Consider the following 22,848-nt stretch of genomic DNA (forward strand, 5'->3'; position numbering starts at 1 on the left):
ACAGGAGCACCACCCCCCATGCACCTGAACCGCAGACAGTTCACCTCCGCCTCGCTCGCCACCGCCGGCGCCCTCGTCCTCGGCGCCCGCTTCTCCGGCCTCGCGACGGCCGCCGAGCACCGCGCCGCGCCCGCCCCGGGCGGCCACTACACCCCCAGCAGGGCGCCCCTGCGCCCCACCGCCTTCCTCCGCCTGCCGCCCACCGCCGTCACCCCGCGCGGCTGGCTCGCGACCCAGCTCACGCTCCAACTGCGCGGCCTGTGCGGCCAGTACGCGAAGACCTCGCACTTCCTCGACCGCGCCACGAGCGGCTGGGCCCACCCGGAGCGCGAGGGCTGGGAGGAACTCCCGTACTGGCTGCGGGGATACACCGACCTCGCGATCGTCACGCGCGACGCCGAAGCGCTCGCGGCCGTGCGCGACTGGGTCGACGCGATCCTCGCGACCCGGCAGCCGGACGGCTTCTTCGGGCCGACGCGACTGCGCACCTCGCTCGGCGGCGGCCCCGACTTCTGGCCATACCTGCCGCTGCTCCAAGCGCTGCGCTCCTGGTACGAGTACGACGGCGACGCCCGCGTGCTCCCCGCCCTCACCGCCTTCCTGCGCTACATGAACGCGCAGGGCCCGAGCGCCTTCAACCAGAGCTGGGTGTCCGTGCGATGGGGCGACGGCCTCGACACGGTGTACTGGCTCTACAACCGCACCGGCGACGCCTTCCTCCTCGACCTCGCCGACAAGATCCACACCAACGGCGCCGACTGGCGCGCCCGCCTCGCGAGCCCGCACAACGTGAACATCGCCCAGGGCTTCCGCGAACCGGCCCAGTACGCGCTCCGCAGCGGCGCGGCGGCGGACACGCGGGCGACGTACACGACGTACGAACTCGCCATGAAACACGGCCAGTTCCCCGGAGGCGGCTTCGCGGGCGACGAGAACATACGGGACGGGCACGACGACCCGCGCCAGGGCTTCGAGACGTGCGGCGTCGTGGAGTTCATGGCGAGCCACGAACTGCTGACCCGGCTCACCGGGGACCCGCTGTGGGCCGACCGCTGCGAGGAACTGGCGTTCAACGCGCTGCCCCCCGCGCTCGACCCCTCCGGCAAGGCCGTCCACTACGTCACGAGCGCGAACAGCGTCGATCTCGACAACACCCCCAAGTCCGACCGGCAGTTCCAGAACTCCTTCGCGATGCAGGCGTACCTCCCGGGCGTCGACCAGTACCGCTGCTGCCCGCACAACTACGGCATGGGCTGGCCCTGGTTCGCGCAGGAACTGTGGCTCGCCACACCGGACAACGGACTCGCCGCCGTGATGTACGCGCCGAACGAGGTCCGCGCGAAGGTCGGCGCCGACGCGACCGAGGTGACCGTGAGCACCGACACGGCCTACCCCTTCGGCGACACCCTCACCTTCACGGTCCGCACCCCGCGCCCTGTCGCCTTCCCGCTGCGGCTCCGCGTCCCGGCGTGGTGCGCGGCACCCGAACTCACCGTGAACGGAGCGAAGTCGACGGCCCCCGCGGGCCCCGCCTTCACCACGGTGAGCCGTACGTGGCAGGACGGCGACACCGTACGGCTCCGCCTCCCGCAGCGCGTCACCGTGCGCACATGGGCGGCGCAGCACGACGCGGTGAGCGTCTACCGGGGTCCGCTCGCGTACGCGCTGCGCGTCGGGGAACGGTACGAACGCCTCGGCGGCAGCGACCAGTTCCCCGAGTACGCCGTCCACGCGACGGGCGCGTGGAACTACGCCCTGCTGCCGAACGGCCCGGCACCGACGGTCCGTTCCACGGGCGCCGCCCCGGACGCGAACCCCTTCACGCTCGACGGCACCCCTCTCGCGCTCACCGCGCGGGCCCGCCGCCTGCCCGAGTGGGGCGCCGACGCCCAGCACGTCGTGTGGCCGCTGCAGCAGAGCCCGGCCCGGAGCGCGGAGCCCGAGCAGGACGTGACCCTCGTCCCGCTCGGCGCCGCCCGGCTCCGCGTCGCCGTGCTGCCCACGGCGGACGCGGGCGGCACGCCGTGGCTCGCGCAGCGCTGGTACCGGCTGCGCAACAAGCACTCGGGGAAGGTCCTCGCCGTGGACGGCATGTCGCACGCGGACTCGGCGCGCGTCGTGCAGTTCGCCGACAGCGGCACCGCCGACCACCTGTGGGAACTCGTCCCCGAGGGCGACGGCTGGTACCGGGTGCGCAACCGCGAGTCGGGCAAGGTCCTCGGCGTCGACCTCATGTCGACCGCCGACTCGGCGCACGTCGTGCAGTTCGCGGACAACGGCACGGACGACCACCTGTGGCAGTTCCTGCCCGAGCCCGGCGGCTCCGCGTACCGCCTCAGGGCGCGGCACTCCGGCAAGGTCCTCGGCGTCGACGGCATGTCCACGGCCGACTCGGCACAGGTCGTCCAGTTCGCCGACAACGGCACGGACGACCACGCGTGGGAGCTGCTGACCTGAGCCCTGCCTGCCCCCTAGAGCCCGGCCCCGTAGTACCGCACCCCGTCCTCCTCGCGCTCGAAGACGAACCCGGCCGCGAGGAGGACGCGCTGCGAGGCGACATTGCCGGCGTCGGTATCGGCGGCGACCCCGCACACGCCCTGCTCGCGCGCGAACACGAGCAGCCCCCGCACGGCCTCGGACGCGAACCCCTGTCCCCGTACGGCCGGAACGAGGTCATAGCCCAGCTCGACCCAGCCCCGCTCGTCCGGCGGCCCGTGGAACCCGATCCCGCCCACGGCCGCCCCGTCCGCCCGCCGCCGTATCTCGTACGCGGGAAACTCCGCCGGATACCCGTACTTCTCCAGCATCTCCAGGTAATGCAGGGCCCCCACCCGCGAGGTGTGCCCCGGATACCCCTCCCCCCACGGCACGGCCCCGGGCCCCACCCCCGGCACCCCCGCCGCGATCTGCTCGGCCTCCGCCACGGTCAGGGGATGCAACACCAGTCGCCTCGTCGCGAGATCAGCAGCCATGGCTATGGGCATACCAGGTGCGCTCCGGCTCCGCAGCCGTTTACCGCAATCGCGGGGGGGCGGGGCGGGCCCCACATCGACGCCACATGGCGGGGAGCCGCGCCGATTGCCTACCGGGGCCGCCCGCCCACTCGTCCGGCTCGTGCAGCGCGCCCCTCCCCGCTCGCGTCAGACCGCCCGCCCACCGCGCCAGTGCCACTCCTCGGGCACATCGGCGAGCTGCCGCAGGACGTCCCAGTCCGCCGGGCGGGCGGCCGGAACGGCCCACCGGCCGCCGTTCGCGAGCCACCACCCGCGCCGCGCGCACACCCGCTCCTCGTCCCGCCATGTCCCGGTGAGCGGTACGTCGTCCACCCCCGCCTCCACCCCGCAGCACGGGCACCGCGCCCCCGTCGGCACCCCTTCGCGCCAGCGCGCCCCGCCCCCGGCGAAGCCGCAGACCCGGCACACCGTCTCCGTACCGCCGTCCTTCCGCGCCTCCCACGCGGCCCGCAGCCGCGCGGGATCGGCGGCGGGCGGGGGCGGGGTGCGGTATCCGGCGGAAACCCGCACCATGCACGCCACGAGGTCCCAGTCCGCGGGGCGTTCGGCCGGGTCCTCCCAGGCCGCGCCCCTCGCGGTGACCCACATCCCGCGCTGGGACTGGAGATGCGCGGTCCCCTCCCACGTACCGGCCACCGCGTCGTCACCGACACCGCTCTCGATGCCGCAGCAGTCGCAGATGACGTAGCGGGGCGCCCCGTAGCGGTCCCAGCTCGGGTACTCCTCGGTGCCGATCTCGTTGCCGCACACCCGGCACAGCGTCTCGACCGGCACCACCGGCCATTCCTCTTCCCTCACGCCGCTCCTCCCGAAGCCCGAGGCCCGAAGCCCCCAGCAAAGACCAGTCCCCGCCCCCGCGCACACGAATAACCCTCGGGCACACGAAAGCCCCCGCCCCGGAACTCCGGGAGCAGGGGCCCGCGCCGGAACCCGGCACGCGCGCGTGTCACCGCAGCGCCCGTGCCACCTCCACCGCCCAGTACGTCAGCACGTTGCGGGCGCCCGCGCGGCGGATGCCGACGAGGGACTCGCGGATGGCGGCCTCGCGGTCGATCCAGCCGCGCTGCGCCGCCGCCTCGATCATCGCGTACTCGCCGGAGATCTGGTACGCCACGACCGGGACGTCCACCGACTCGGCGACCTTCGCGAGGACGTCGAGGTAGGGGCCCGCGGGCTTGACCATGACCATGTCCGCGCCCTCCTGGAGGTCCAGGGCGAGTTCGCGCAGGGACTCGCGGAGGTTCGCGGGGTCCTGCTGGTACGTCTTGCGGTCGCCCGTCAGCGAGGAGCCGACGGCCTCGCGGAACGGGCCGTAGAACGCGGAGGCGTACTTCGCCGTGTAGGCGAGGATCGCCACGTCCTCGTGGCCCGTCTGGTCGAGCGCGTCGCGGATGACGCCGACCTGGCCGTCCATCATGCCGCTCGGGCCCACGACGTGCGCGCCCGCGTCGGCCTGGACCTGCGCCATCTCCGCGTACCGCTCCAGCGTCGCGTCGTTGTCGACGCGCCCCCGCGCGTCGAGGACGCCGCAGTGCCCGTGGTCGGTGAACTCGTCGAGGCACAGGTCCGACATGACGAGCAGCTCGTCGCCGACCTCGGCGCGCACATCGCGCAGGGCCTGCTGGAGGATGCCGTCCGGGTCGGTCCCCGCCGTCCCCACCGCGTCCTTCTTCGCCTCCTCCGGCACGCCGAAGAGCATGATCCCCGAGACGCCCGCCTCGGCCGCCTCGACGGCCGCCTTGCGGAGGGTGTCGCGGGTGTGCTGCACGACGCCCGGCATCGTCTCGATCGCGACGGGCTCGTCGATGCCCTCCCGCACGAACGCCGGAAGGATGAAGTCCGCCGGGTCGAGCCGCGTCTCCGCGACCATGCGGCGCATCGTCGCGTTCGTACGGAGCCGACGCGGCCGGATGCCGGGGAAACCGTCGCCGTACTCGCTCATACTCGAACCACCTTTACGGGAAACACGCGGAGTCATGACGTGGCGCTGCGCCGCCTGCGCGCGCCGGGGCGCCGCTCGCTCGGCCGGGTCACCTGCTCGCCCGCGTCGACCGCGGCGAGCCGGCGCCGCGTGCCGAAGTCCGCGAGCGCGGCGGCGAGCTTGAGCGCGGAGGGCTCGGGGGCCATGACGTCCACCCGCAGCCCGTGCTCCTCGGCCGTCTTCGCCGTCGCCGGGCCGATGCAGGCGATGACGGTGACGTTGTGCGGCTTGCCCGCGATGCCGACGAGGTTGCGGACGGTGCTGGAGGAGGTGAACAGGACCGCGTCGAAGCCGCCGCCCTTGATCGCCTCACGCGTCTCGGCCGGGGGCGGCGAGGCGCGCACGGTGCGGTACGCGGTGACGTCGTCGACCTCCCAGCCCAGCTCGATGAGCCCGGCCACGAGGGTCTCGGTGGCGATGTCGGCGCGCGGCAGGAAGACGCGGTCGATCGGGTCGAAGACCGGGTCGTACGGGGGCCAGTCCTCCAGGAGACCGGCGGCCGACTGCTCGCCGCTCGGGGTGAGGTCGGGCTTCACGCCGAAGGCGATGAGCGCCCTGGCGGTCTGCTCGCCGACCGCGGCGACCTTGATCCCCGCGAAGGCGCGCGCGTCGAGCCCGTACTCCTCGAACTTCTCCCGCACCGCCTTGACGGCGTTGACCGAGGTGAACGCGATCCACTCGTAGCGCCCCGTGACGAGGCCCTTCACGGCGCGTTCCATCTGCTGCGGCGTACGGGGCGGCTCGACGGCGATCGTCGGGACCTCGTGCGGCACGGCGCCGTAGGAGCGGAGCTGGTCGGAGAGCGCGCGGGACTGCTCCTTCGTGCGCGGCACCAGGACCTTCCAGCCGAAGAGCGGCTTGGACTCGAACCAGGCGAGCTGATCGCGCAGCGCAGGGGCGGAACGCTCCCCGACCACCGCTATGACGGGCTGCGCGCCCTCGGGCGAGGGCAGCACCTTCGCCTGCTTGAGCACCTGGCCCACGGAGGCGAGCGTCGCCGTCCAGGTCCGCTGCCGGGTCGTCGTGCCCGCGACGGTGAGCGAGATGGGGGTGTCGGGCTTGCGCCCGGCGCTCACCAGCTCACCGGCCGCGCGCGCGACGGTCTCCAGGGTCGTGGTGACGACGACGGTGCCGTCGCTCTGCCCGACCTCGGTCCAGCAGCGCTCGGAGGCGGAGGCGGCGTCCACGAACCGTACGTCCGTGCCCTGCGCGTCGCGCAGCGGAACCCCGGCGTAGGCCGGGACCCCGACGGCGGCGGCGATGCCGGGGACGACCTCGAAGGGGATGCCCTCGGCGGCGCAGGCGAGCATCTCGGCGGCCGTGTCGGTGTCGAGACCGGGATCGCCCGAGACGGCTCGGACGACCCGCCTGCCGCCCCGCGCGGCCTCCATGACAAGATTGACGGCGTCGCCGACTCCCGGGGTTCCGGGCTCGGTTGACGCCTCGTCGGTCAGCAGGGGTGCGTCCGCGTCGCCGCGCGCGTGCGCCCGGACGACGTCGAGCACCCGGGGCTCGGCGATCAGCACATCGGCTGCGGCCAGTGCTTCCACGGCCCGCAGGGTGAGCAGGCCGGGGTCGCCGGGACCCGCGCCCAGAAAGGTGACATGCCCGTGGGGCGCCTCGGTGGCGACGGCGGCAAGGGCGGAGGTGGTGGGGCTCATCGTGCTCGCTCCCCCATCAGACCGGCCGCGCCCTTCGCCAGCATCTCGGCGGCGAGTTCCGCGCCGAGCGCCTCGGCCTCCGCTTGCGTGGAGGGCACGTGACCGGTGGTGGTCAGCTGCACCAGCTCGGAGCCGTCGGTCGAGCCGACGACACCTCGCAGGCGCATTTCGGTGGTCTGCCGCTGGGCGGCCTGGTCCTGCGGTGCGCCGGTGAAGTCGGCGAGCGCGCCCACGGGTGCGCTGCACCCTGCTTCGAGCGCCGCGAGCAGCGCCCGCTCGGCGGTCACGGCGGCCCGCGTGCGCGGGTCGTCGAGCCGTGCGAGCGCCTCGGCGAGCGGCCCCGGGGGGCACTCGACGGCGAGCGCTCCCTGCCCGGGCGCGGGCAGGACGGTGTCGGACGCGAGGTACGCGGTGACCTCACCGCCCCTGCCGAGCCGGTTGAGCCCGGCCGCGGCGAGAACCACCGCGTCCAGCTCACCGTCCCGGACGAAGTTGATCCTCGTGTCGACGTTGCCGCGGATCGGCACCGTCTCGATGTCGAGCCCGTGCGCGCGGGCGTGGGCGTTGAGCTGCGCCATGCGGCGCGGCGAGCCGGTCCCGATCCGCGCGCCCCGCGGCAGTCGCTCCAGGGTGAGCCCGTCGCGCGCGATGAGCGCGTCCCGGGGGTCCTCGCGTCGCGGGACCGCGGCGAGCGCGAGCCCTTCGGGCTGTGCGGTCGGCAGGTCCTTCAGGGAGTGCACGGCGAAGTCCACGTCACCGCGCAGCAGCGCGTCGCGCAGCGCGGTGACGAAGACCCCCGTACCTCCGATGCGCGCGAGGTGCTCGCGCGAGGTGTCGCCGTACGTCGTGATCTCCACGAGCTCGACGGAACGGCCCGTCGCCTCGCGCACGGCATCGGCCACGAGCCCGGACTGCGCCATGGCGAGCTTGCTGCGCCTGGTGCCGAGCCGGAGTGGCTTGTCGGTCATGACCGCCCTCGATTCGGGTCGTCTGTACTGCTCGCGTCGGCCCGGCTGACGGCGGCCACCGTCTGCGGGTCGAGGTCGAAGAGGGTGCGCAGCGCGTCCGCGTACCCGGCACCGCCGGGCTCGCTGGCGAGCTGCTTCACCCGCACCGTCGGCGCGTGCAGGAGCTTGTCCACGACGCGGCGCACGGTCTGGGTGATCTCGGCGAACTCGCGCTCGCCGAGGCCGGGGAGGCGCCCGTGCAGGCGCGCCGTCTCGGCGGCCACCACGTCGGCGGCCATGGTGCGCAGGGCCACCACGGTGGGCGTGATGTGCGCGGCCCGCTGGGCGGCGCCGAAGGCGTCCACCTCCTGGGCGACGATGTGCTGCACGCGCTCCACGTCGGCGGCCATGGGCGCGTCGGCGCTGGCGGCGGCGAGCGACTCGATGTCGACGAGGTGGACGTGGTCGAGGCGGTGCGCCGCCGCGTCGATGTCGCGCGGCATGGCGAGGTCGAGGAGGGCGAGCGGGCGCGCGGCACGGCCCGCGGTGGCCTCCTCGATGGCCTGGGCGGGCAGGACGAGTCCGGTCGCGCCCGTGCACGAGACGACGATGTCCGCGCGGGGCAGTTCGTCGGTGGCCTCGCCGATCGGCAGGGCGCGCGCGGCGACGCCCGTACCGCCCGGCTGGCCGAGGATCTCGACGAGCCGCTCGGCGCGTGAGCGGGTGCGGTTGGCGACGGCGATCTCGGCGACGCCGGCCCGCGCGAGCGTGGCGGCGGCGAGCGAGGACATCGAGCCCGCGCCGATGACGAGCGCGCGCTTGCCCTTCGCCCAGTCCTCGACGGAGGTGCCGCTGTCGGAGGGGGCGTCCGCGGCGCCGTCCCCGGAGGGGGCGTTCTCGGCGAGCTGTTCGAGACCGAAGCTCACGAGGGACTGGCCCGCGCGGTCGATGCCCGTCTCGCTGTGGGCGCGCTTGCCGACGCGGAGCGCGGACTGGAAGAGGTCGTTGAGGAGCCGGCCCGCGGTGTGCAGCTCCTGGGAGCGCGCGAGGGCGTCCTTGATCTGCCCGAGGATCTGCCCCTCGCCCACGACCATCGAGTCCAGTCCGCAGGCCACCGAGAAGAGGTGGTGGACGGCGCGGTCCTCGTAGTGCACGTAGAGGTACGGGGTCAGCTCTTCGAGCCCCGCGCCCGCGTGCCGGGCGAGGAGCGTGGAGAGTTCGGCGACGCCCGCGTGGAACTTGTCGACGTCCGCGTACAGCTCGATGCGGTTGCACGTGGCGAGGACCGCGGCCTCGGCGGCCGGTTCGGTGGCGAGGGTGTCCTGGAGGAGCTTGGCCTGCGCGTCCGCGGTGAGCGCGGCGCGTTCCAGGACGCTCACGGGGGCGCTGCGGTGGCTGAGCCCGACGACGAGGAGACTCATGCCCGCATCACGGCGGGCAGGTCACCCTCCGGTCCCGGGCCGTCCCCGGCGCGAGCGGCGCGCTCGGCGGGGGTCTCCTTCGCCGCGACGCCGCTGACGGCGGTGGTCGGCGCGTTCCGCACGGCGCTCTCCTCGGCGAGGTTCTCCTCACCGGCCTTGCGCTGCTCGTGGAAGGCGAGGATCTGGAGTTCGATGGAGAGGTCGACCTTGCGCACGTCGACGCCGTCCGGCACGGCGAGGACCGTGGGGGCGAAGTTGAGGATCGAGGTGACACCGGCCCCGACGAGCCGGTCGCAGACCTGCTGCGCGGCCCCGGCGGGGGTCGCGATGACCCCGATCGAGACGTGCTGCTCGCGGATGACCGTCTCCAGCGTGTCGATGTGCTGGACGGGGATGCCCGCGACGGGCTTCCCGGCGAGCGCCGGGTCGGCGTCGACGAGCGCCGCGACCCGGAAGCCGCGCGAGGCGAAGCCGCCGTAATTGGCGAGCGCGGCGCCGAGGTTGCCGATGCCGACGAGGACGATCGGCCAGTCCTGCGTGAGGCCCAGCTCGCGCGAGATCTGGTAGACGAGGTACTCGACGTCGTAGCCCACGCCGCGGGTCCCGTAGGAACCGAGGTACGAGAAGTCCTTGCGCAGCTTCGCGGAGTTGACCCCGGCCGCCGCGGCCAGCTCCTCGGAGGAGACCGTGGGAACCGAGCGCTCGGAGAGTGCGTTGAGTGCGCGGAGGTACAGCGGAAGACGGGCGACGGTGGCCTCGGGAATTCCTCGGCTGCGGGTCGCCGGTCGGTGAGTTCGGCCAGTTGCCACGGTGCTCCTGCGGGTAGAGCGGGGCTCTGGGCGGTCAGTTGTCCCAGGACCGCCCCGTCGCCAGCAGGCTATGTCTTTGTGAACGCGTGCACAAAGATGGTGTCCGTTTTGTCCGGCCAAAGTGACCGGGGTCACGTGGCCGAAACCCCCCACCGGGGAACCACTTCGCGCGGGGCGCGAGCGACCGTGCGGGAACAAGCCCGACACCTCTTTCCGAATGCGCAACGCCCCCGCAGCCTGCGATTCGATGGTACCTGGAGCATTTGAGCCCCTCCGGCGTTTGAGGAGCGGGGCCCGGGGCGAAGCCCCCGAACGCCCCCCGCCCGCGCCTAGCGCAACGCCTTGCGCAAGCGGTCCGGGTCCACCTTCCAGAACGTGTGCTGCTCCCCGTCCACCAGGACGACCGGCACCTGCTCCCAGTACTCCCGGTACAGCGCCTCGTCGCGCGTGATGTCCTTCGCCTCCCACGCCACCCCCAGCTCCCCGCACACGGCGGCCACAACGCGCTCCGCGTCCTCGCACAAGTGGCAGTCGGGCTTGGCGATGAGCGTCACGGTCCGTTCGGCGGCGGGCCTGCGACGGCCGAAGAGTCGTCCAGTCATACGGACCATTCTCCGCCCCGCCCGGCCGCCCCCGCGCCGCACCGGCCGGCCGCCCCGGCACCGCACCGCACCGCCGCCCCCGCGTCCCCCCGGCGCCCGCTTCCCGTACGCCGCCGTTCCCGCCGACTCGTTATGCTCGACCGCATGGCCGCTCCCGGATGGCTCACCCCCCGCAGGCGCCCCGCCACCGCCCGCAGCGTCCTGGCGGGCGAGGCCGCGGCCGAGGCCGCGCGGAAGAGCGAGAGCGAGTCCGCGGGAGGCGTCCCCGAGCCCGAGTTCCCGGTCGCGGGGGACACCCGCGCCGCCGCCTTCTTCGACCTCGACAACACCGTCATGCAGGGCGCGGCCCTCTTCCACTTCGGCAAGGGCCTCTACAAGCGGCACTTCTTCGAGCGCCGCGAACTCGCGCGCTTCGCCTGGCAGCAGGCGTGGTTCAGGATCGCGGGCGTCGAGGACCCGGCGCACATGCAGGACGCGCAGGACAGCGCCCTCTCGATCGTCAAGGGCCGCCGCGTGGCGGAACTCACGACGATCGGCGAGGAGATCTACGACGAGTACCTCGCCGACCGCATCTGGCCCGGCACCCGTGCCCTCGCCCAGGCCCACCTCGACGCGGGCCAGAAGGTGTGGCTCGTGACGGCCGCGCCCGTCGAGACGGCGACGATCATCGCCCGCCGCCTCGGCCTGACCGGCGCGCTCGGCACGGTCGCCGAGTCGGTCGGCGGCGTCTACACGGGGCGCCTCGTGGGCGAGCCGCTGCACGGCCCGGCGAAGGCGGAGGCGGTACGGGCCCTGGCGGCGGCCGAGGGGCTCGACCTCGCGCGCTGCGCGGCGTACAGCGACTCGTACAACGACGTCCCGATGCTCTCGCTCGTCGGACATCCGTACGCGATCAATCCTGACGCGAAACTGCGCAGATATGCCCGCGCCCACGAGTGGCGGCTGCGTGATTACCGGACCGGCCGCAAGGCGGCCAGGATCGGCGTCCCCGCAGCCGCCGGACTCGGCGCGGTGGCGGGCGGCACGGCCGCGGCGGTGGCGATCCACCGCCGCCGTCACTGACCGCGCACGCCACGAAGCGGCACGTCAGACCCCTCACCTCACTCTGCGTGAAGCTCGGCGCCAGGGCCCGAGGTTCAGCCATACCCCGTCGAGGCGCCCGGTAGTCCCGATTCCGGGCACCCGTGTCCCCGCGACACGCACTCGGAAGTCTTCGCGCAAAAACGGTCACCAACAGGGCTTTTGAGCGATCACCAAAGCTCGTGACTCCATAAGAGAAGCGACGCAAGCGGCGATTTGGGCAACTCGGTGTAGCGCCGCCTGCACGAAGCGTTATTCTCCTCAAACGCATGACGGCCCCCTGCCTCCAGTACGCCGAGTGAACATGAGCCCGAGCGGTACGGGGACGAGGAGCCGGAGTGCACGTGATGGAAGCTCTGCCTCTGGGAGTCCCGTGTACCCACACGTCGGGGTTGACGCCGCGGGCCTGGCCGCTCTCCGCGCCTCGGTAGTCGACCGCCTGCGCGGTTTCGTCCCCACCGCGTACGCCACACCCGTGTTCGCCACGCCCGCGCCCGCTCGACCGTGCTACGCCCTGGCCGAGTCGAGTACGGCCGTCGGCAGACGCGGCAGGTCCGCCGCGGCCACCACCACCCACCGCCGGCCTGCCGCGGACAGCGACAGCGCCCGCATGATGGATCTTGTCGAAAGGGCGCAGAGCGGCGAGGCCGACGCCTTCGGCCGCCTCTACGACCAGTACAGCGACACGGTCTACCGCTACATCTACTACCGCGTCGGCGGGAAGGCGACGGCCGAGGACCTCACGAGCGAGACCTTCCTGCGCGCCCTGCGCCGGATCGGCACCTTCACCTGGCAGGGCCGCGACTTCGGCGCCTGGCTCGTGACGATCGCCCGCAACCTCGTCGCCGACCACTTCAAGTCCAGCCGCTTCCGCCTCGAGGTCACGACGGGCGAGATGCTCGACGCCAACGAGGTCGAGCGCAGCCCGGAGGACTCCGTCCTCGAATCCCTCTCCAACGCCGCCCTCCTCGACGCCGTGCGCCGCCTCAACCCCCAGCAGCAGGAGTGCGTGACCCTGCGCTTCCTGCAGGGCCTCTCCGTCGCGGAGACGGCCCGCGTCATGGGCAAGAACGAGGGCGCGATCAAGACCCTCCAGTACCGGGCGGTCCGCACCCTCGCCCGCCTCCTCCCGGAGGACGCCCGCTGAACGAGACGGCGCCACCGAGGGCGGTCGCACGAGCGACGCGCCCTCACGCAACGCGCCCGGACGGACACGTACGGACACACTCCCCGCATCTTCGTCACCCGTCCGTAACCCCGCCCCCAAGCCCGTCGTTGTCCCGGACGCAGGCTCCCTCCGGTCACGCCGCCCCCGCTTCGGGGCGGCCCCCACCAGGACCTTCCGGGGAGCCGATCGTCATGACGAGAGGAGGTGCCGCCAGTGATCGCGAACGTCTCGGCGCACCGGCGGGCGAACGCCTTCGCCCAGGCCCTGGACGAGCGGCCCGCACAGGGCCTCGCGGCACAGCAGGGCACCGCACCGGAGCAACGGGACCGCACGGACGAGCCGAGCCGGATGCTCGCACTCGCCGGCGGACTCGGCGCCCTGCCACCGCCCGTGCTGGACCCCGAGGTGAAGGTGGTCCAGCGGGCCCGACTGGTCGCCGCGATGGAGACCATGCTCCGCGAGGGCACCGTGCCGGGCCTGGACAGCCCACGCCCTTCGGTGCCCGGTCAGCGCTCCCGCAAGGGCGCCCACCGGGCGAACCCGCTCAGCAAGCTCAAACCCCGCACGCGCCTCTCCAAGCGGCTCGCCGCAGGGGGCCTCACGGTGAGTGTCGCCGCGGGGGCCTTCGGCGGGGTCGCGGCGGCGAGCGGCGACGCCCTGCCGGGTGACTCGCTCTACGGGCTCAAGCGCGGGATGGAGGACCTCAGGCTCGGCATGGCCGGGGACGACGCCGATCGCGGGCAACTGCTCCTCGACCAGGCGGGGACGCGGCTCTCCGAGGCCCGCAGACTCATGGACCGGGGCAGCGCGGGCCGCCTCGACCACGAGCACCTCGGCGAGATCCGCCGCGCGCTCAACGGCGTCAAGTACGACGCGGGCGAGGGCCACCGGCTGCTCAGCAAGGCGTACGAGGCCGACCACTCCCTCGGTCACCTCCAGGCCCTCTCCTCCTTCGCGGGCACCCACCGCGAGGCATGGGACCAGCTCCGCGGCCGGCTGCCGGTCCAGTTCGTCGACGTCAGCGACGAGGTCACCTCGGTGTTCGACGCGATGGAGAGCGAGGTCACCCCGCTGCTGCCGCACACCCCGGCCGCGAAGCCCGGCACCCCCGAGCAGCCGGGCTCCCCGACCTCGGGCGACCGCGACAGCGCCTCCCCGCACGCCCGCGAGCGCGACAAGGACACGGGGGACGGCAAGGACGGGGCCTCGCGCGAGACACCCGCCCAGGACGAGGCGCGCGGCACCTCGCCCGCGCCCTCCGGACACGCCCAGGACGACGACGGCCTCCTCGGCGACGCCGGGCGCCTCCTCGACCCCCTCAAGCCCCCGACCGGCGCCTCGTCCCCGGACGGCACCGGCGGCGGGGCCTCGAAGGGCACCCAGGGCGGCACGGGCGGCGACCGGGACCGCGCACCCGACCCGGTCCCGGACATCACCCTGCCCCCGCTCCTGCCGGGAGTCCTCCCGGGCCTCGGCCTCGGAGTGGAGGACGACTCGTAGCGCGCGAGCGGTGGTACGGGAGCGGGGCCGCGCCTTCCACGGGGCGCGGCCCCGCTCCCGTAGCGGACAGGCCGTCAGAAGAACACCGAGCGCCGCCGCACCAGCGCCTCGTACAGCATGTGCTGAATCCGCTCGCGCACCTGGTCCGTGAGGTTGAAGACGAGCATGGGGTCCTCGGCGGCGTTCGGCGGGTGGCCGGAGGTGTCGAGCGGTTCGCCGAACTCGATGGTCCACTTCGTCGGGAGCGGCAGCGCGCCGAGCGGCCCGAGCCACGGGAAGGTCGGCGTGACGGGGAAGTACGGGAGGTTGAAGAGGCGCGCGAGGGTCTTCGCGTTGCCGACCATGGGGTAGATCTCCTCGGCGCCGACGATCGCGCACGGCACGATCGGCGCCCCGGCCCGCAGCGCCGTCGCGACGAAGCCGCCGCGCCCGAAGCGCTGGAGCTTGTACCGCTCGGCGAACGGCTTCCCGAGCCCCTTGAACCCCTCCGGCATCACCCCGACCAGCTCGCCCGCGCCGAGCAACCGCTCGGCGTCCTCGGCGCACGCGAGCGTGTGCCCGGCCTTGCGCGCCAGCTCGCCGACGACGGGGAGCCGGAAGACGAGGTCGGCGGCGAGCAGCCGCAGCCGCCGGGCCGCCGGGTGCTCGTCGTGGAGCGCGACCTGGAGCATGAGCCCGTCGAGCGGCAACGTCCCCGAGTGGTTCGCGACGAGCAGCGCGGCTCCGTCGGCCGGGACGTGCTCCAGGCCCTTCACCTCGACGCGGAAGTACTTCTCGTACAGGGGCCGCAGCGCCTCCAGGAGCACGCCCTCGGTCAGCTCGGCGTCGTACCCGAAGTCGTCGACCTCGTACGCGCCCGTGAGCCGCCGCCGCAGGAAGGCGAGCCCGCCCGCGAGCCGCCGCTCCCACTCCGGCCCGGCCCCCGCCTCCTCGCGCGCCGCGCCCGGCAGTTCGCGCACCTCCGCCTCGCCGCCGTCCCGCCGCTCGCCGCGCCGCTCGCGGGCGCGATCGTCGTCGAACGGGATCACTTTCGCGTCGGCCATGGGGCGGGACTCCTTCGGTCGCGGTGAATTCAGGGGGTACGGAGCTGGGCGAGGCGGTCCACGACGGCGCCCACGAGCGCGGGCGGGAGCAGCCCGGGGCCGCGGGCGCGCACGTAGTCGGCGAAGGTCTCGGCCGTCCCGTACGCCGGGGTGAAGCCGAGGTCCTCGCGGAGCCGGTCGGTGGCCACGACCCTGCCGTGGGTGAGCATCCGCCACTGTTCGGGCGAGAAGTCCCCGAGCCCCGCGCCGCGCAGCGCGGCACCCGCCCAGCGCGCGACGGGCGGCAGCAGCGCCACCGTGGGCCGCCCGAGCCGCCGCGCGCACTGCGAGAGCAGCAGCACCCCCTCGCCCGCGACGTTGTACGTGCCGTTGCCGCGCGCCGAAGCGCTCTCGGGCAGGCAGGCGAGGAGCCGCAGGACCGCGAGCGCGTCGTCCTCGTGAACGAACTGGAGCCGGGGATCGTGCCCGAGCACGGTCGGCAGCACGGGCAGCGCGAAGTAGGCGGCGAAAGGCGATTCGGCGCCGGGGCCGAGGATGCCCGCGAAGCGGAGCACGCCGACCGCGACATCGGGGCGGCGCCGGGCGAAGCCCCGTACGTAGTTCTCGACTTCGCCGACGTCCTTCGCGAAGCCGCTGTGCGGCGGGGCGTGGTGCGGACCCGCCTCGTCGACGACGGCGGGATCGCGGGCGGCCGAACCGTACACGGCGGTCGAGGACTTCACGACGAGGCGGCGCACCCACCGGGACTTCTGGCAGGCGCCGAGGAGCTGGAGGCTCCCGATGACGTTGGTCTCCTTGACGCCGGCGCGCGGCACCCCGGGCGCCGTCCCGGTCACGTCGAGGTGCACGACGGTGTCGACGGCGTGCTCGGCGAGCACCCGCGCGATGACGGGCTGCCGCAGGTCGGCGCGGACGAACTGCGCCCGCCCGAGCGGCTGCGCGGGCGCGGCGGCGTCCACCGCGACGACCCGGTCCACCGCCGGGTCCTCCTGCACGGCCCGTACGAACCGCGCCCCGAGCCTGCGCCCGGCCCCCGTCACCAGCACGACACTGCCCACGCGATCCGCCGCCCTTCCGTGGCGTACGCCGATGGGGCCCACGGTAGCGGGCGGGGGGCCCGGGGCGGGGAGCGGTCTCGGCCCGTACCGCCGCGGAACGGGAGCGGTCTCAGCCCCGTGCCGTCGCGGACCGGCTCGCGTAAAGAACCGCGGCCCTCCCCCGGTGGTGACCGGGGGAGGGCCGCGGTGGAGCGCCCCGCTCTCGCGGGGAAGGGCTCACTTCTTGTTACGACGCTGGACGCGCGTACGCTTCAGCAGCTTGCGGTGCTTCTTCTTGGCCATCCGCTTGCGCCGCTTCTTGATGACAGAGCCCACAACAACCCTCGCTCACTACTCGGAACACCCCCGCAACTGGCGGGGGCACTTGGTGCGGGGCTGCATGGGCCCACACGACCTACGTCGGCCCAGCCTACCCGCCACCCGCTCCGAGCCCTAAATCGAGGGCGACCCCCCTGCCCGGGACCCGGCTGAGCACCGGTTCCCGGGCGGGCGGGCAGCCGGCTCAGGCGGTCTCCACCCCCACGTAGGACTCGCGGAGGTACTCGTGCACCGCCTGCTCGGGGACCCGGAAGGACCTTCCGACCCGGATGGCGGGCAGATGACCGCTGTGCACCAGGCGGTACACGGTCATCTTCGACACTCGCATCACCGAGGCGACCTCGGCGACGGTCAGGAACTGGACCTCGTTGAGAGGACGCTCGTCAGCAGTGGCCATCACTACACCTGTACCTTCCGCTCGGACGCGCACCGGCTTCCCCTCCGGTGACTCCTCGTCGCTGAGCGCTCACTCCCCAGATTAGGGGCGGGTGATGCGAGTGGGGAAGAGGAGCAGGCATCCTCTGTTTACCGTGACAGACACGCCGGATTGAGTACATAACGAGTAATCGGCCGGTAGTACCCGGTCCGCACGGCACCACCAAGCGGAACGCGAAAAGCCACCCGCCCCTCCCCCGCACCGCAGCCAGGGCCGGGCCACGCGCGCCCCCCTGCTCCGCCGCCCCACGACGGAGCTGACCTGCACCGCGACCCCGCCCCTCCCGCCGCGCACCGCCACGGCTCCCGTCTCGTCCGCCCCCCGTGAGCCGGTCCGTCCCAGGAGGCCCCGGCGGGGGGCTCACGCCCGGCTCGCGCCCGGCGCGGGATGAGGGCGCCGAAGGGCCGGGGAGAAGCGGGAAAACGTAGGCGACGGGGGGCTGCGTAGCGGGAAGCGGGTCGTTTTGTCGACACATCGGTGCGCGGGCGTGGGGAGGCGGGTGGGGCGGAGTGGCCAGCGGGGGATCGGGCGTTGGGCGTAGGAGTTGTGCGCCGGAGGGCCGTTCCGGGCCTTACGGAAGCAGTCCCCGCAAGGGGAAGACGGACTTCCGCGTCGCGATGATCGCCTGATCGATGCGGTCCGCCGGGTCGTAGCCCTCCTCCCACGGCTGCCACCGCACGGGCCAGCGGCCGTCCGTCATCCGGTACGGCGCCTGCTGCCGTGTCGCGGCGTACACCTGCTGCCGCCACGCCTCCGGTACGGCCGCGAGCGGTTCGACGGGCCGGTGCGCGGCGATCGCGGTGAGGTGCGTCCACGAGCGGGGCACGACGTCGGCGACCGCGTAGCCACCGCCGCCGAGCGCGAGCCAGCGTCCCCCCGCGTACGTGTGCGCGAGGTCGTGGCACGCGGACTGCACGGCGCGCTGCGCGTCGAGCGAGACGGCGAGGTGCGCGAGCGGGTCCTCGAAGTGGGTGTCGGTGCCGTGCTGGGTGACGAGGAACTGCGGGTCGAAGCCCGCGAGCAGTTCGGGCACGACGGCGTGGAAGGCGCGCAGCCAGCCCGCGTCCCCGGTCCCGGCGGGCAGCGGGAGATTCGCCGCCGTACCCTCCGCGTCCTCGGCGCCCGTCTCCTGCGGCCAGCCGGAGTTCGGGAAGAGGGTCCGCGGGTGCTCGTGGACGGAGATGGTGAGGACGCGGGGATCGGACCAGAAGGCGGCCTCGACGCCGTCCCCGTGGTGCACGTCGGTGTCGACGTACGCGACCCGCTCGGCGCCCAGTTCGAGCAGCCGCGCGACGGCGAGCGCCGCGTCGTTGTAGACGCAGAACCCGGAGGCGGCGGCGGGCATCGCGTGGTGCAGGCCGCCGGTGAAGTTCACGGCGTGCGCGGTGTCCCCGCGCCACAGTGCCTCGGCGGCGGCCACGGACTGCCCGGCGATGAGCGCGGACACCTCGTGCATCCCGGCGAACGCCCAGTCGTCGACGGTGCCGAGCCCGTACCGTTGGTCGGCGTGCTCCGGGTCGGCGGACGCGGCCTTCACCGCCGCGATGTAGTCCTCGCGGTGGACGAGCCGCAGCGTCGACTCCCCCGCGGGCGGCGCCGCGACGACCTTGAGCGCGGCGTCGACACCGAGACCCGCGACGAGCTTGCGGGTCAGGTCGAGCCGTACGGGGTCCATCGGGTGACCGTCGCCGAAGTCGTACGCGGTGACGCCGTCATCCCACATCAAGTGCGCGAGGCCGCTCATGCCCGTCACCGTACCGGGCGGGCGCGGGCGCGAAGGAACGCGCGTACCCCAGCGTGAGGAGGACGAGGACGAGCGGCACGATCATCGCGCCCCGGTAGTTCCAGGTGTCGCCGAGCGCCCCGACGAGCGGGGAGCCGACGAGGAATCCGACGTAGTTGAAGATGTTGAGCCGCGCGACGGCCGCGTCCGAGGCGTGCGGGAACATCCGCCCGGCGGCGGCGAAGGTCTGCGGTACGAGGACGCACAACCCGAGCCCGAGGAGCGTGAACCCCAGCATTCCGACCCAGGCGCCGGGCGCGAGCGCCACGACCCCGAAGCCGGTCGCGGCGAGCACGGCACCGGCCCGGACGACCACGACGGGCCCGAAGCGCCGCACCCCGAAGTCCCCGAGCCCCCGGCCGATGAGCGTCGTGACCATGTACACGTTGTAGGGGACGGTCGAGAGCTGCTCCGAGCTGCCGAGGACGTCCTGGAGATACTTGGCGCTCCAGTTGGAGACCGTCGAGTCGCCGATGTACGCGAAGGTCATGACGAGGCAGAGCGGGAGGAGCATCCGGAAGACGACACCGGAGCCCTGCGCCCGCTCCTGGTCCTGCGGCGGGGGAGTCCCCTTGCGCGCGTCCGCGTACCACCGGCTGCCGATGAGGGCGGCGGGGACGGTGACGGCGACGAGCGGGAGGTACGAGACGCCGAGCGAGAGGTGCCAGTGCGCGCCGGCCCAGGCGAGCGAGGCGCCGAGGATGCCGCCGAGGCTGTAGACGGCGTGGAAGCCGAGCATGATGCTGCGGCCGTAGGCCCGCTGGAGGCTGACGCCGAGCATGTTCATCGAGGCGTCGAGCGCGCCGACGCCGAGCCCGAAGACGGCGAGGACGAGGGCGAGGACCACCATGCCGTCGCCGTAGCCGACGCCGAGGAGGGCGAGCAGCGCGAGGGGCTGCGACCAGCGCAGCACCTGGCTGGGCCGCACCCGCTTGACCAGCTGTTCGGTGACGACGCTCCCGGCCCCGGCGAGCACGGGGACCGCGGCGAGGAAGACGGGCAGGAGCCCGTCGGATATCCCGTACCTGTCCTGGACGGCGGGGATACGGGTGACGAGCAGCGCGAAGGCCGCGCCCTGCACGAAGAAGCTCAGGGCGAGCGCGACTCTGCCGTGCCGGAGGCGTGCGTCGATGGTGGCGGGAGCGGTCATGGCGGGAGCGTAGGCGCCCTCGCTACCAGTCGGTAGGCCAATCAGCTGAGCAAATCGGGGAGTTCGGCCATGCTCGCGAAACCGGCCGTGACGGGGCCGAGCCCGGCCGCCGGGGTCATGGCGGTAAATCCGTACACGTCCATCCCGGCGGCGCGGGCGGCCTGGACCCCGAGCGGGCTGTCCTCGACGACCGCGCACCGCTCCGGGGGCACCCCCATCACGTCGGCTGCGTGCAGGAAGAGGTCGGGTGCCGGCTTTCCGCGGCCGACGTCCTCGGCGCTGAAGACGCGGTCCTCGGGGAACCAGCGGTCGAGCCCTGTGACGCCGTGCCCGAAGCGGATGCGCTCGTGGCTGCCGGACGAGGCGACGCAGTACGGCGTCCCGCTCTCCTTCAGCCACGCGAGGACGTCGCCGATGCCGTCGACGGGCTTCAGCTCGCGCGCGAAGGCCGCGAAGACCCGTGCGTGGAAGTCGGTGTCGAAGCTCTCGGGGAGCCGCTGCCCGGTCCGTTCGAGGATGGTGTCGTGCACCCGGTGCAGGGCGCCGCCCATGTAGTCCCGGAGGGAGTCCTCGTACGTGGTGGGGTGGCCGAGTTCCGTGAGGTACGCGGCGAGCACCGTGTTGGACAGCGGCTCGCTGTCCACGAGAACGCCGTCGTTGTCGAAGATGACCAGGTCGTAGCGCATGGCTCCGACAATAGCCCGGCCCGGAATACAGGGCCGTGAACGCGAAAAAGCCCCGCACCAAGTGAATGGTGCGGGGCTTCCCCACAATAATTGTTCGGCGGCGTCCTACTCTCCCACAAGGTCCCCCTTGCAGTACCATCGGCGCTACGCAGCTTAGCTTCCGGGTTCGGAATGTAACCGGGCGTTTCCCACGCGCTATGACCACCGAAACACTATAAAACCGTCAACCACCCCGCCACACCGCTAGTGCGGGGGCAGCATGTGATTGTTCGTGGTTTCAGAACCAACACAGTGGACGCGAGCAACTGAGGACAAGCCCTCGGCCTATTAGTACCGGTCAACTCCACCCCTTACAGGGCTTCCATATCCGGCCTATCAACCCAGTCGTCTACTGGGAGCCTTACCCTCTCAAGGAGGTGGGAATACTCATCTCGAAGCAGGCTTCCCGCTTAGATGCTTTCAGCGGTTATCCCTCCCGAACGTAGCCAACCAGCCATGCCCTTGGCAGAACAACTGGCACACCAGAGGTTCGTCCGTCCCGGTCCTCTCGTACTAGGGACAGCCCTTCTCAATATTCCTACGCGCACAGCGGATAGGGACCGAACTGTCTCACGACGTTCTAAACCCAGCTCGCGTACCGCTTTAATGGGCGAACAGCCCAACCCTTGGGACCGACTCCAGCCCCAGGATGCGACGAGCCGACATCGAGGTGCCAAACCATCCCGTCGATATGGACTCTTGGGGAAGATCAGCCTGTTATCCCCGGGGTACCTTTTATCCGTTGAGCGACGGCGCTTCCACAAGCCACCGCCGGATCACTAGTCCCGACTTTCGTCCCTGCTCGACCCGTCGGTCTCACAGTCAAGCTCCCTTGTGCACTTACACTCACCACCTGATTACCAACCAGGCTGAGGGAACCTTTGGGCGCCTCCGTTACTCTTTAGGAGGCAACCGCCCCAGTTAAACTACCCATCAGACACTGTCCCCGATCCGGATCACGGACCCGGGTTAGACATCCAGCACGACCAGAGTGGTATTTCAACAACGACTCCACAACCACTGGCGTGGCCGCTTCACAGTCTCCCACCTATCCTACACAAGCCGAACCGAACACCAATATCAAACTGTAGTAAAGGTCCCGGGGTCTTTCCGTCCTGCTGCGCGAAACGAGCATCTTTACTCGTAATGCAATTTCACCGGGCCTATGGTTGAGACAGTCGAGAAGTCGTTACGCCATTCGTGCAGGTCGGAACTTACCCGACAAGGAATTTCGCTACCTTAGGATGGTTATAGTTACCACCGCCGTTTACTGGCGCTTAAGTTCTCAGCTTCGCCAACCCGAAAGTCAGCTAACCGGTCCCCTTAACGTTCCAGCACCGGGCAGGCGTCAGTCCGTATACATCGCCTTACGGCTTCGCACGGACCTGTGTTTTTAGTAAACAGTCGCTTCTCGCTGGTCTCTGCGGCCACCCCCAGCTCACACTGCAAAAGTGATCACCAAGCGTGGCCCCCCTTCTCCCGAAGTTACGGGGGCATTTTGCCGAGTTCCTTAACCATAGTTCACCCGAACGCCTCGGTATTCTCTACCAGACCACCTGAGTCGGTTTAGGGTACGGGCCGCCATGAAACTCGCTAGAGGCTTTTCTCGACAGCATAGGATCATCCACTTCACCACAATCGGCTCGGCATCAGGTCTCAGACTATGTGCCAGGCGGATTTACCTACCCAACGTCCTACACCCTTACCCCGGGACAACCACCGCCCGGGATGGACTACCTTCCTGCGTCACCCCATCACTCACCTACTACCAGCCTGGGTCACCGGCTCCACCACTCCCCTCAACTCCGAAGAGATCAGGGCGGCTTCACGGGCTTAGCATCACTGGATTCAATGTTTGACGCTTCACAGCGGGTACCGGAATATCAACCGGTTATCCATCGACTACGCCTGTCGGCCTCGCCTTAGGTCCCGACTTACCCTGGGCAGATCAGCTTGACCCAGGAACCCTTAGTCAATCGGCGCACACGTTTCTCACGTGTGAATCGCTACTCATGCCTGCATTCTCACTCGTGAACCGTCCACCACTCGCTTACGCGGCAGCTTCACCCGGCACACGACGCTCCCCTACCCATCACAGCCTCCGTTGGGGACGTTCACGCTGCAATGACACGACTTCGGCGGTACGCTTGAG

19 protein-coding genes and 2 rRNA genes (1 of these 21 cut by a window edge) are annotated in these 22,848 nt (G+C 71.9%); 4 read left to right on the forward strand and 17 right to left on the reverse strand.

What is annotated here, in order from left to right:
- The first annotated feature begins 18 nt into the window (after positions 1-18).
- Positions 19-2,457 carry a beta-L-arabinofuranosidase domain-containing protein gene (locus tag STTU_RS13285; RefSeq protein WP_007823590.1) on the forward strand — a complete coding sequence of 813 codons (2,439 nt, stop codon included), beginning with the start codon at positions 19-21 and terminating at the stop codon, positions 2,455-2,457.
- A 14-nt stretch (positions 2,458-2,471) separates the two neighbouring features.
- On the opposite strand, the gene STTU_RS13290 is transcribed toward STTU_RS13285, so the two are convergent.
- From STTU_RS13290 to STTU_RS13330, 8 genes are all read right to left on the reverse strand, one after another.
- Positions 2,472-2,984, reverse strand: coding sequence for a GNAT family N-acetyltransferase (locus tag STTU_RS13290; protein WP_010292444.1), 513 nt, complete (start codon positions 2,982-2,984; stop codon positions 2,472-2,474).
- A 156-nt stretch (positions 2,985-3,140) separates the two neighbouring features.
- On the reverse strand, positions 3,141-3,812 hold the full coding sequence (locus STTU_RS35375; protein ID WP_234019225.1) for a hypothetical protein: 672 nt from the start codon (positions 3,810-3,812) through the stop codon (positions 3,141-3,143).
- A 148-nt stretch (positions 3,813-3,960) separates the two neighbouring features.
- Positions 3,961-4,956 (reverse strand): porphobilinogen synthase, encoded by a 996-nt coding sequence (gene hemB / locus STTU_RS13305; RefSeq protein ID WP_007823596.1) that lies wholly within the window; start codon positions 4,954-4,956, stop codon positions 3,961-3,963.
- A 32-nt stretch (positions 4,957-4,988) separates the two neighbouring features.
- Positions 4,989-6,656, reverse strand: a complete 1,668-nt coding sequence (locus tag STTU_RS13310; RefSeq protein WP_009067891.1) for a uroporphyrinogen-III synthase — start codon at positions 6,654-6,656, stop codon at positions 4,989-4,991.
- Positions 6,653-7,624 (reverse strand): hydroxymethylbilane synthase, encoded by a 972-nt coding sequence (gene hemC, locus STTU_RS13315; protein ID WP_043255082.1) that lies wholly within the window; start codon positions 7,622-7,624, stop codon positions 6,653-6,655. Before hemC ends, STTU_RS13310 begins: the two co-directional genes overlap by 4 nt.
- Positions 7,621-9,024, reverse strand: coding sequence for a glutamyl-tRNA reductase (locus tag STTU_RS13320; RefSeq protein WP_043255084.1), 1,404 nt, complete (start codon positions 9,022-9,024; stop codon positions 7,621-7,623). Before STTU_RS13320 ends, hemC begins: the two co-directional genes overlap by 4 nt.
- Positions 9,021-9,833: a redox-sensing transcriptional repressor Rex gene (locus tag STTU_RS13325; protein ID WP_007823604.1), complete on the reverse strand. Its 813-nt coding sequence runs from the start codon at positions 9,831-9,833 to the stop codon at positions 9,021-9,023. The genes STTU_RS13320 and STTU_RS13325 overlap by 4 nt, the downstream gene beginning before the upstream one ends.
- Positions 9,834-10,162: 329 nt before the next feature.
- Positions 10,163-10,435, reverse strand: coding sequence for a glutaredoxin family protein (locus STTU_RS13330; RefSeq protein WP_043255087.1), 273 nt, complete (start codon positions 10,433-10,435; stop codon positions 10,163-10,165).
- A gap of 144 nt (positions 10,436-10,579) precedes the next feature.
- Between STTU_RS13330 and STTU_RS13335 the strand changes: the two genes are divergently transcribed.
- The 3 genes from STTU_RS13335 to STTU_RS13345 all read left to right on the forward strand — a co-directional run bounded on the left by STTU_RS13335 (position 10,580) and on the right by STTU_RS13345 (position 14,183).
- The gene (locus STTU_RS13335; protein ID WP_043257363.1) at positions 10,580-11,497 is read left to right on the forward strand and encodes an HAD family hydrolase; all 918 of its coding nucleotides are present in this window, start codon (positions 10,580-10,582) and stop codon (positions 11,495-11,497) included.
- A 391-nt stretch (positions 11,498-11,888) separates the two neighbouring features.
- Positions 11,889-12,662, forward strand: coding sequence for an ECF subfamily RNA polymerase sigma factor, BldN family (locus STTU_RS13340; protein WP_009067884.1), 774 nt, complete (start codon positions 11,889-11,891; stop codon positions 12,660-12,662).
- 234 nt (positions 12,663-12,896) lie between these two features.
- Positions 12,897-14,183, forward strand: coding sequence for a DUF5667 domain-containing protein (locus STTU_RS13345; protein ID WP_007823609.1), 1,287 nt, complete (start codon positions 12,897-12,899; stop codon positions 14,181-14,183).
- A 74-nt stretch (positions 14,184-14,257) separates the two neighbouring features.
- Here STTU_RS13345 and STTU_RS13350 read toward each other — a convergent pair whose 3' ends face one another.
- The 9 genes from STTU_RS13350 to STTU_RS13385 form a co-directional block, all read right to left on the reverse strand.
- Positions 14,258-15,226, reverse strand: coding sequence for a lysophospholipid acyltransferase family protein (locus STTU_RS13350; RefSeq protein ID WP_007823610.1), 969 nt, complete (start codon positions 15,224-15,226; stop codon positions 14,258-14,260).
- A 29-nt stretch (positions 15,227-15,255) separates the two neighbouring features.
- Positions 15,256-16,284 carry an NAD-dependent epimerase/dehydratase family protein gene (locus tag STTU_RS13355; protein ID WP_043255090.1) on the reverse strand — a complete coding sequence of 343 codons (1,029 nt, stop codon included), beginning with the start codon at positions 16,282-16,284 and terminating at the stop codon, positions 15,256-15,258.
- A gap of 216 nt (positions 16,285-16,500) precedes the next feature.
- Positions 16,501-16,599, reverse strand: a complete 99-nt coding sequence (locus STTU_RS33005; RefSeq protein WP_003948845.1) for a 30S ribosomal protein bS22 — start codon at positions 16,597-16,599, stop codon at positions 16,501-16,503.
- 187 nt (positions 16,600-16,786) lie between these two features.
- On the reverse strand, positions 16,787-16,999 hold the full coding sequence (locus tag STTU_RS13360) for a helix-turn-helix domain-containing protein (protein WP_007823614.1): 213 nt from the start codon (positions 16,997-16,999) through the stop codon (positions 16,787-16,789).
- 610 nt (positions 17,000-17,609) lie between these two features.
- Positions 17,610-18,782 carry an acetoin utilization protein AcuC gene (locus STTU_RS13365; protein WP_043255092.1) on the reverse strand — a complete coding sequence of 391 codons (1,173 nt, stop codon included), beginning with the start codon at positions 18,780-18,782 and terminating at the stop codon, positions 17,610-17,612.
- Positions 18,751-19,971 carry an MFS transporter gene (locus tag STTU_RS13370; RefSeq protein ID WP_007823618.1) on the reverse strand — a complete coding sequence of 407 codons (1,221 nt, stop codon included), beginning with the start codon at positions 19,969-19,971 and terminating at the stop codon, positions 18,751-18,753. The genes STTU_RS13365 and STTU_RS13370 overlap by 32 nt, the downstream gene beginning before the upstream one ends.
- 41 nt (positions 19,972-20,012) lie before the next feature.
- The gene (locus STTU_RS13375) at positions 20,013-20,657 is read right to left on the reverse strand and encodes an HAD family hydrolase (RefSeq protein ID WP_007823619.1); all 645 of its coding nucleotides are present in this window, start codon (positions 20,655-20,657) and stop codon (positions 20,013-20,015) included.
- Between the two features lie 92 nt (positions 20,658-20,749).
- A 5S ribosomal RNA gene (rrf, locus tag STTU_RS13380) occupies positions 20,750-20,866 on the reverse strand.
- 98 nt (positions 20,867-20,964) lie between these two features.
- A 23S ribosomal RNA gene (locus STTU_RS13385) occupies positions 20,965-22,848 on the reverse strand (it continues 1,241 nt past the right edge of the window).

Origin of the sequence: Streptomyces sp. Tu6071 (genome assembly GCF_000213055.1) — a bacterium.
Lineage (GTDB): Bacteria > Actinomycetota > Actinomycetes > Streptomycetales > Streptomycetaceae > Streptomyces > Streptomyces evansiae.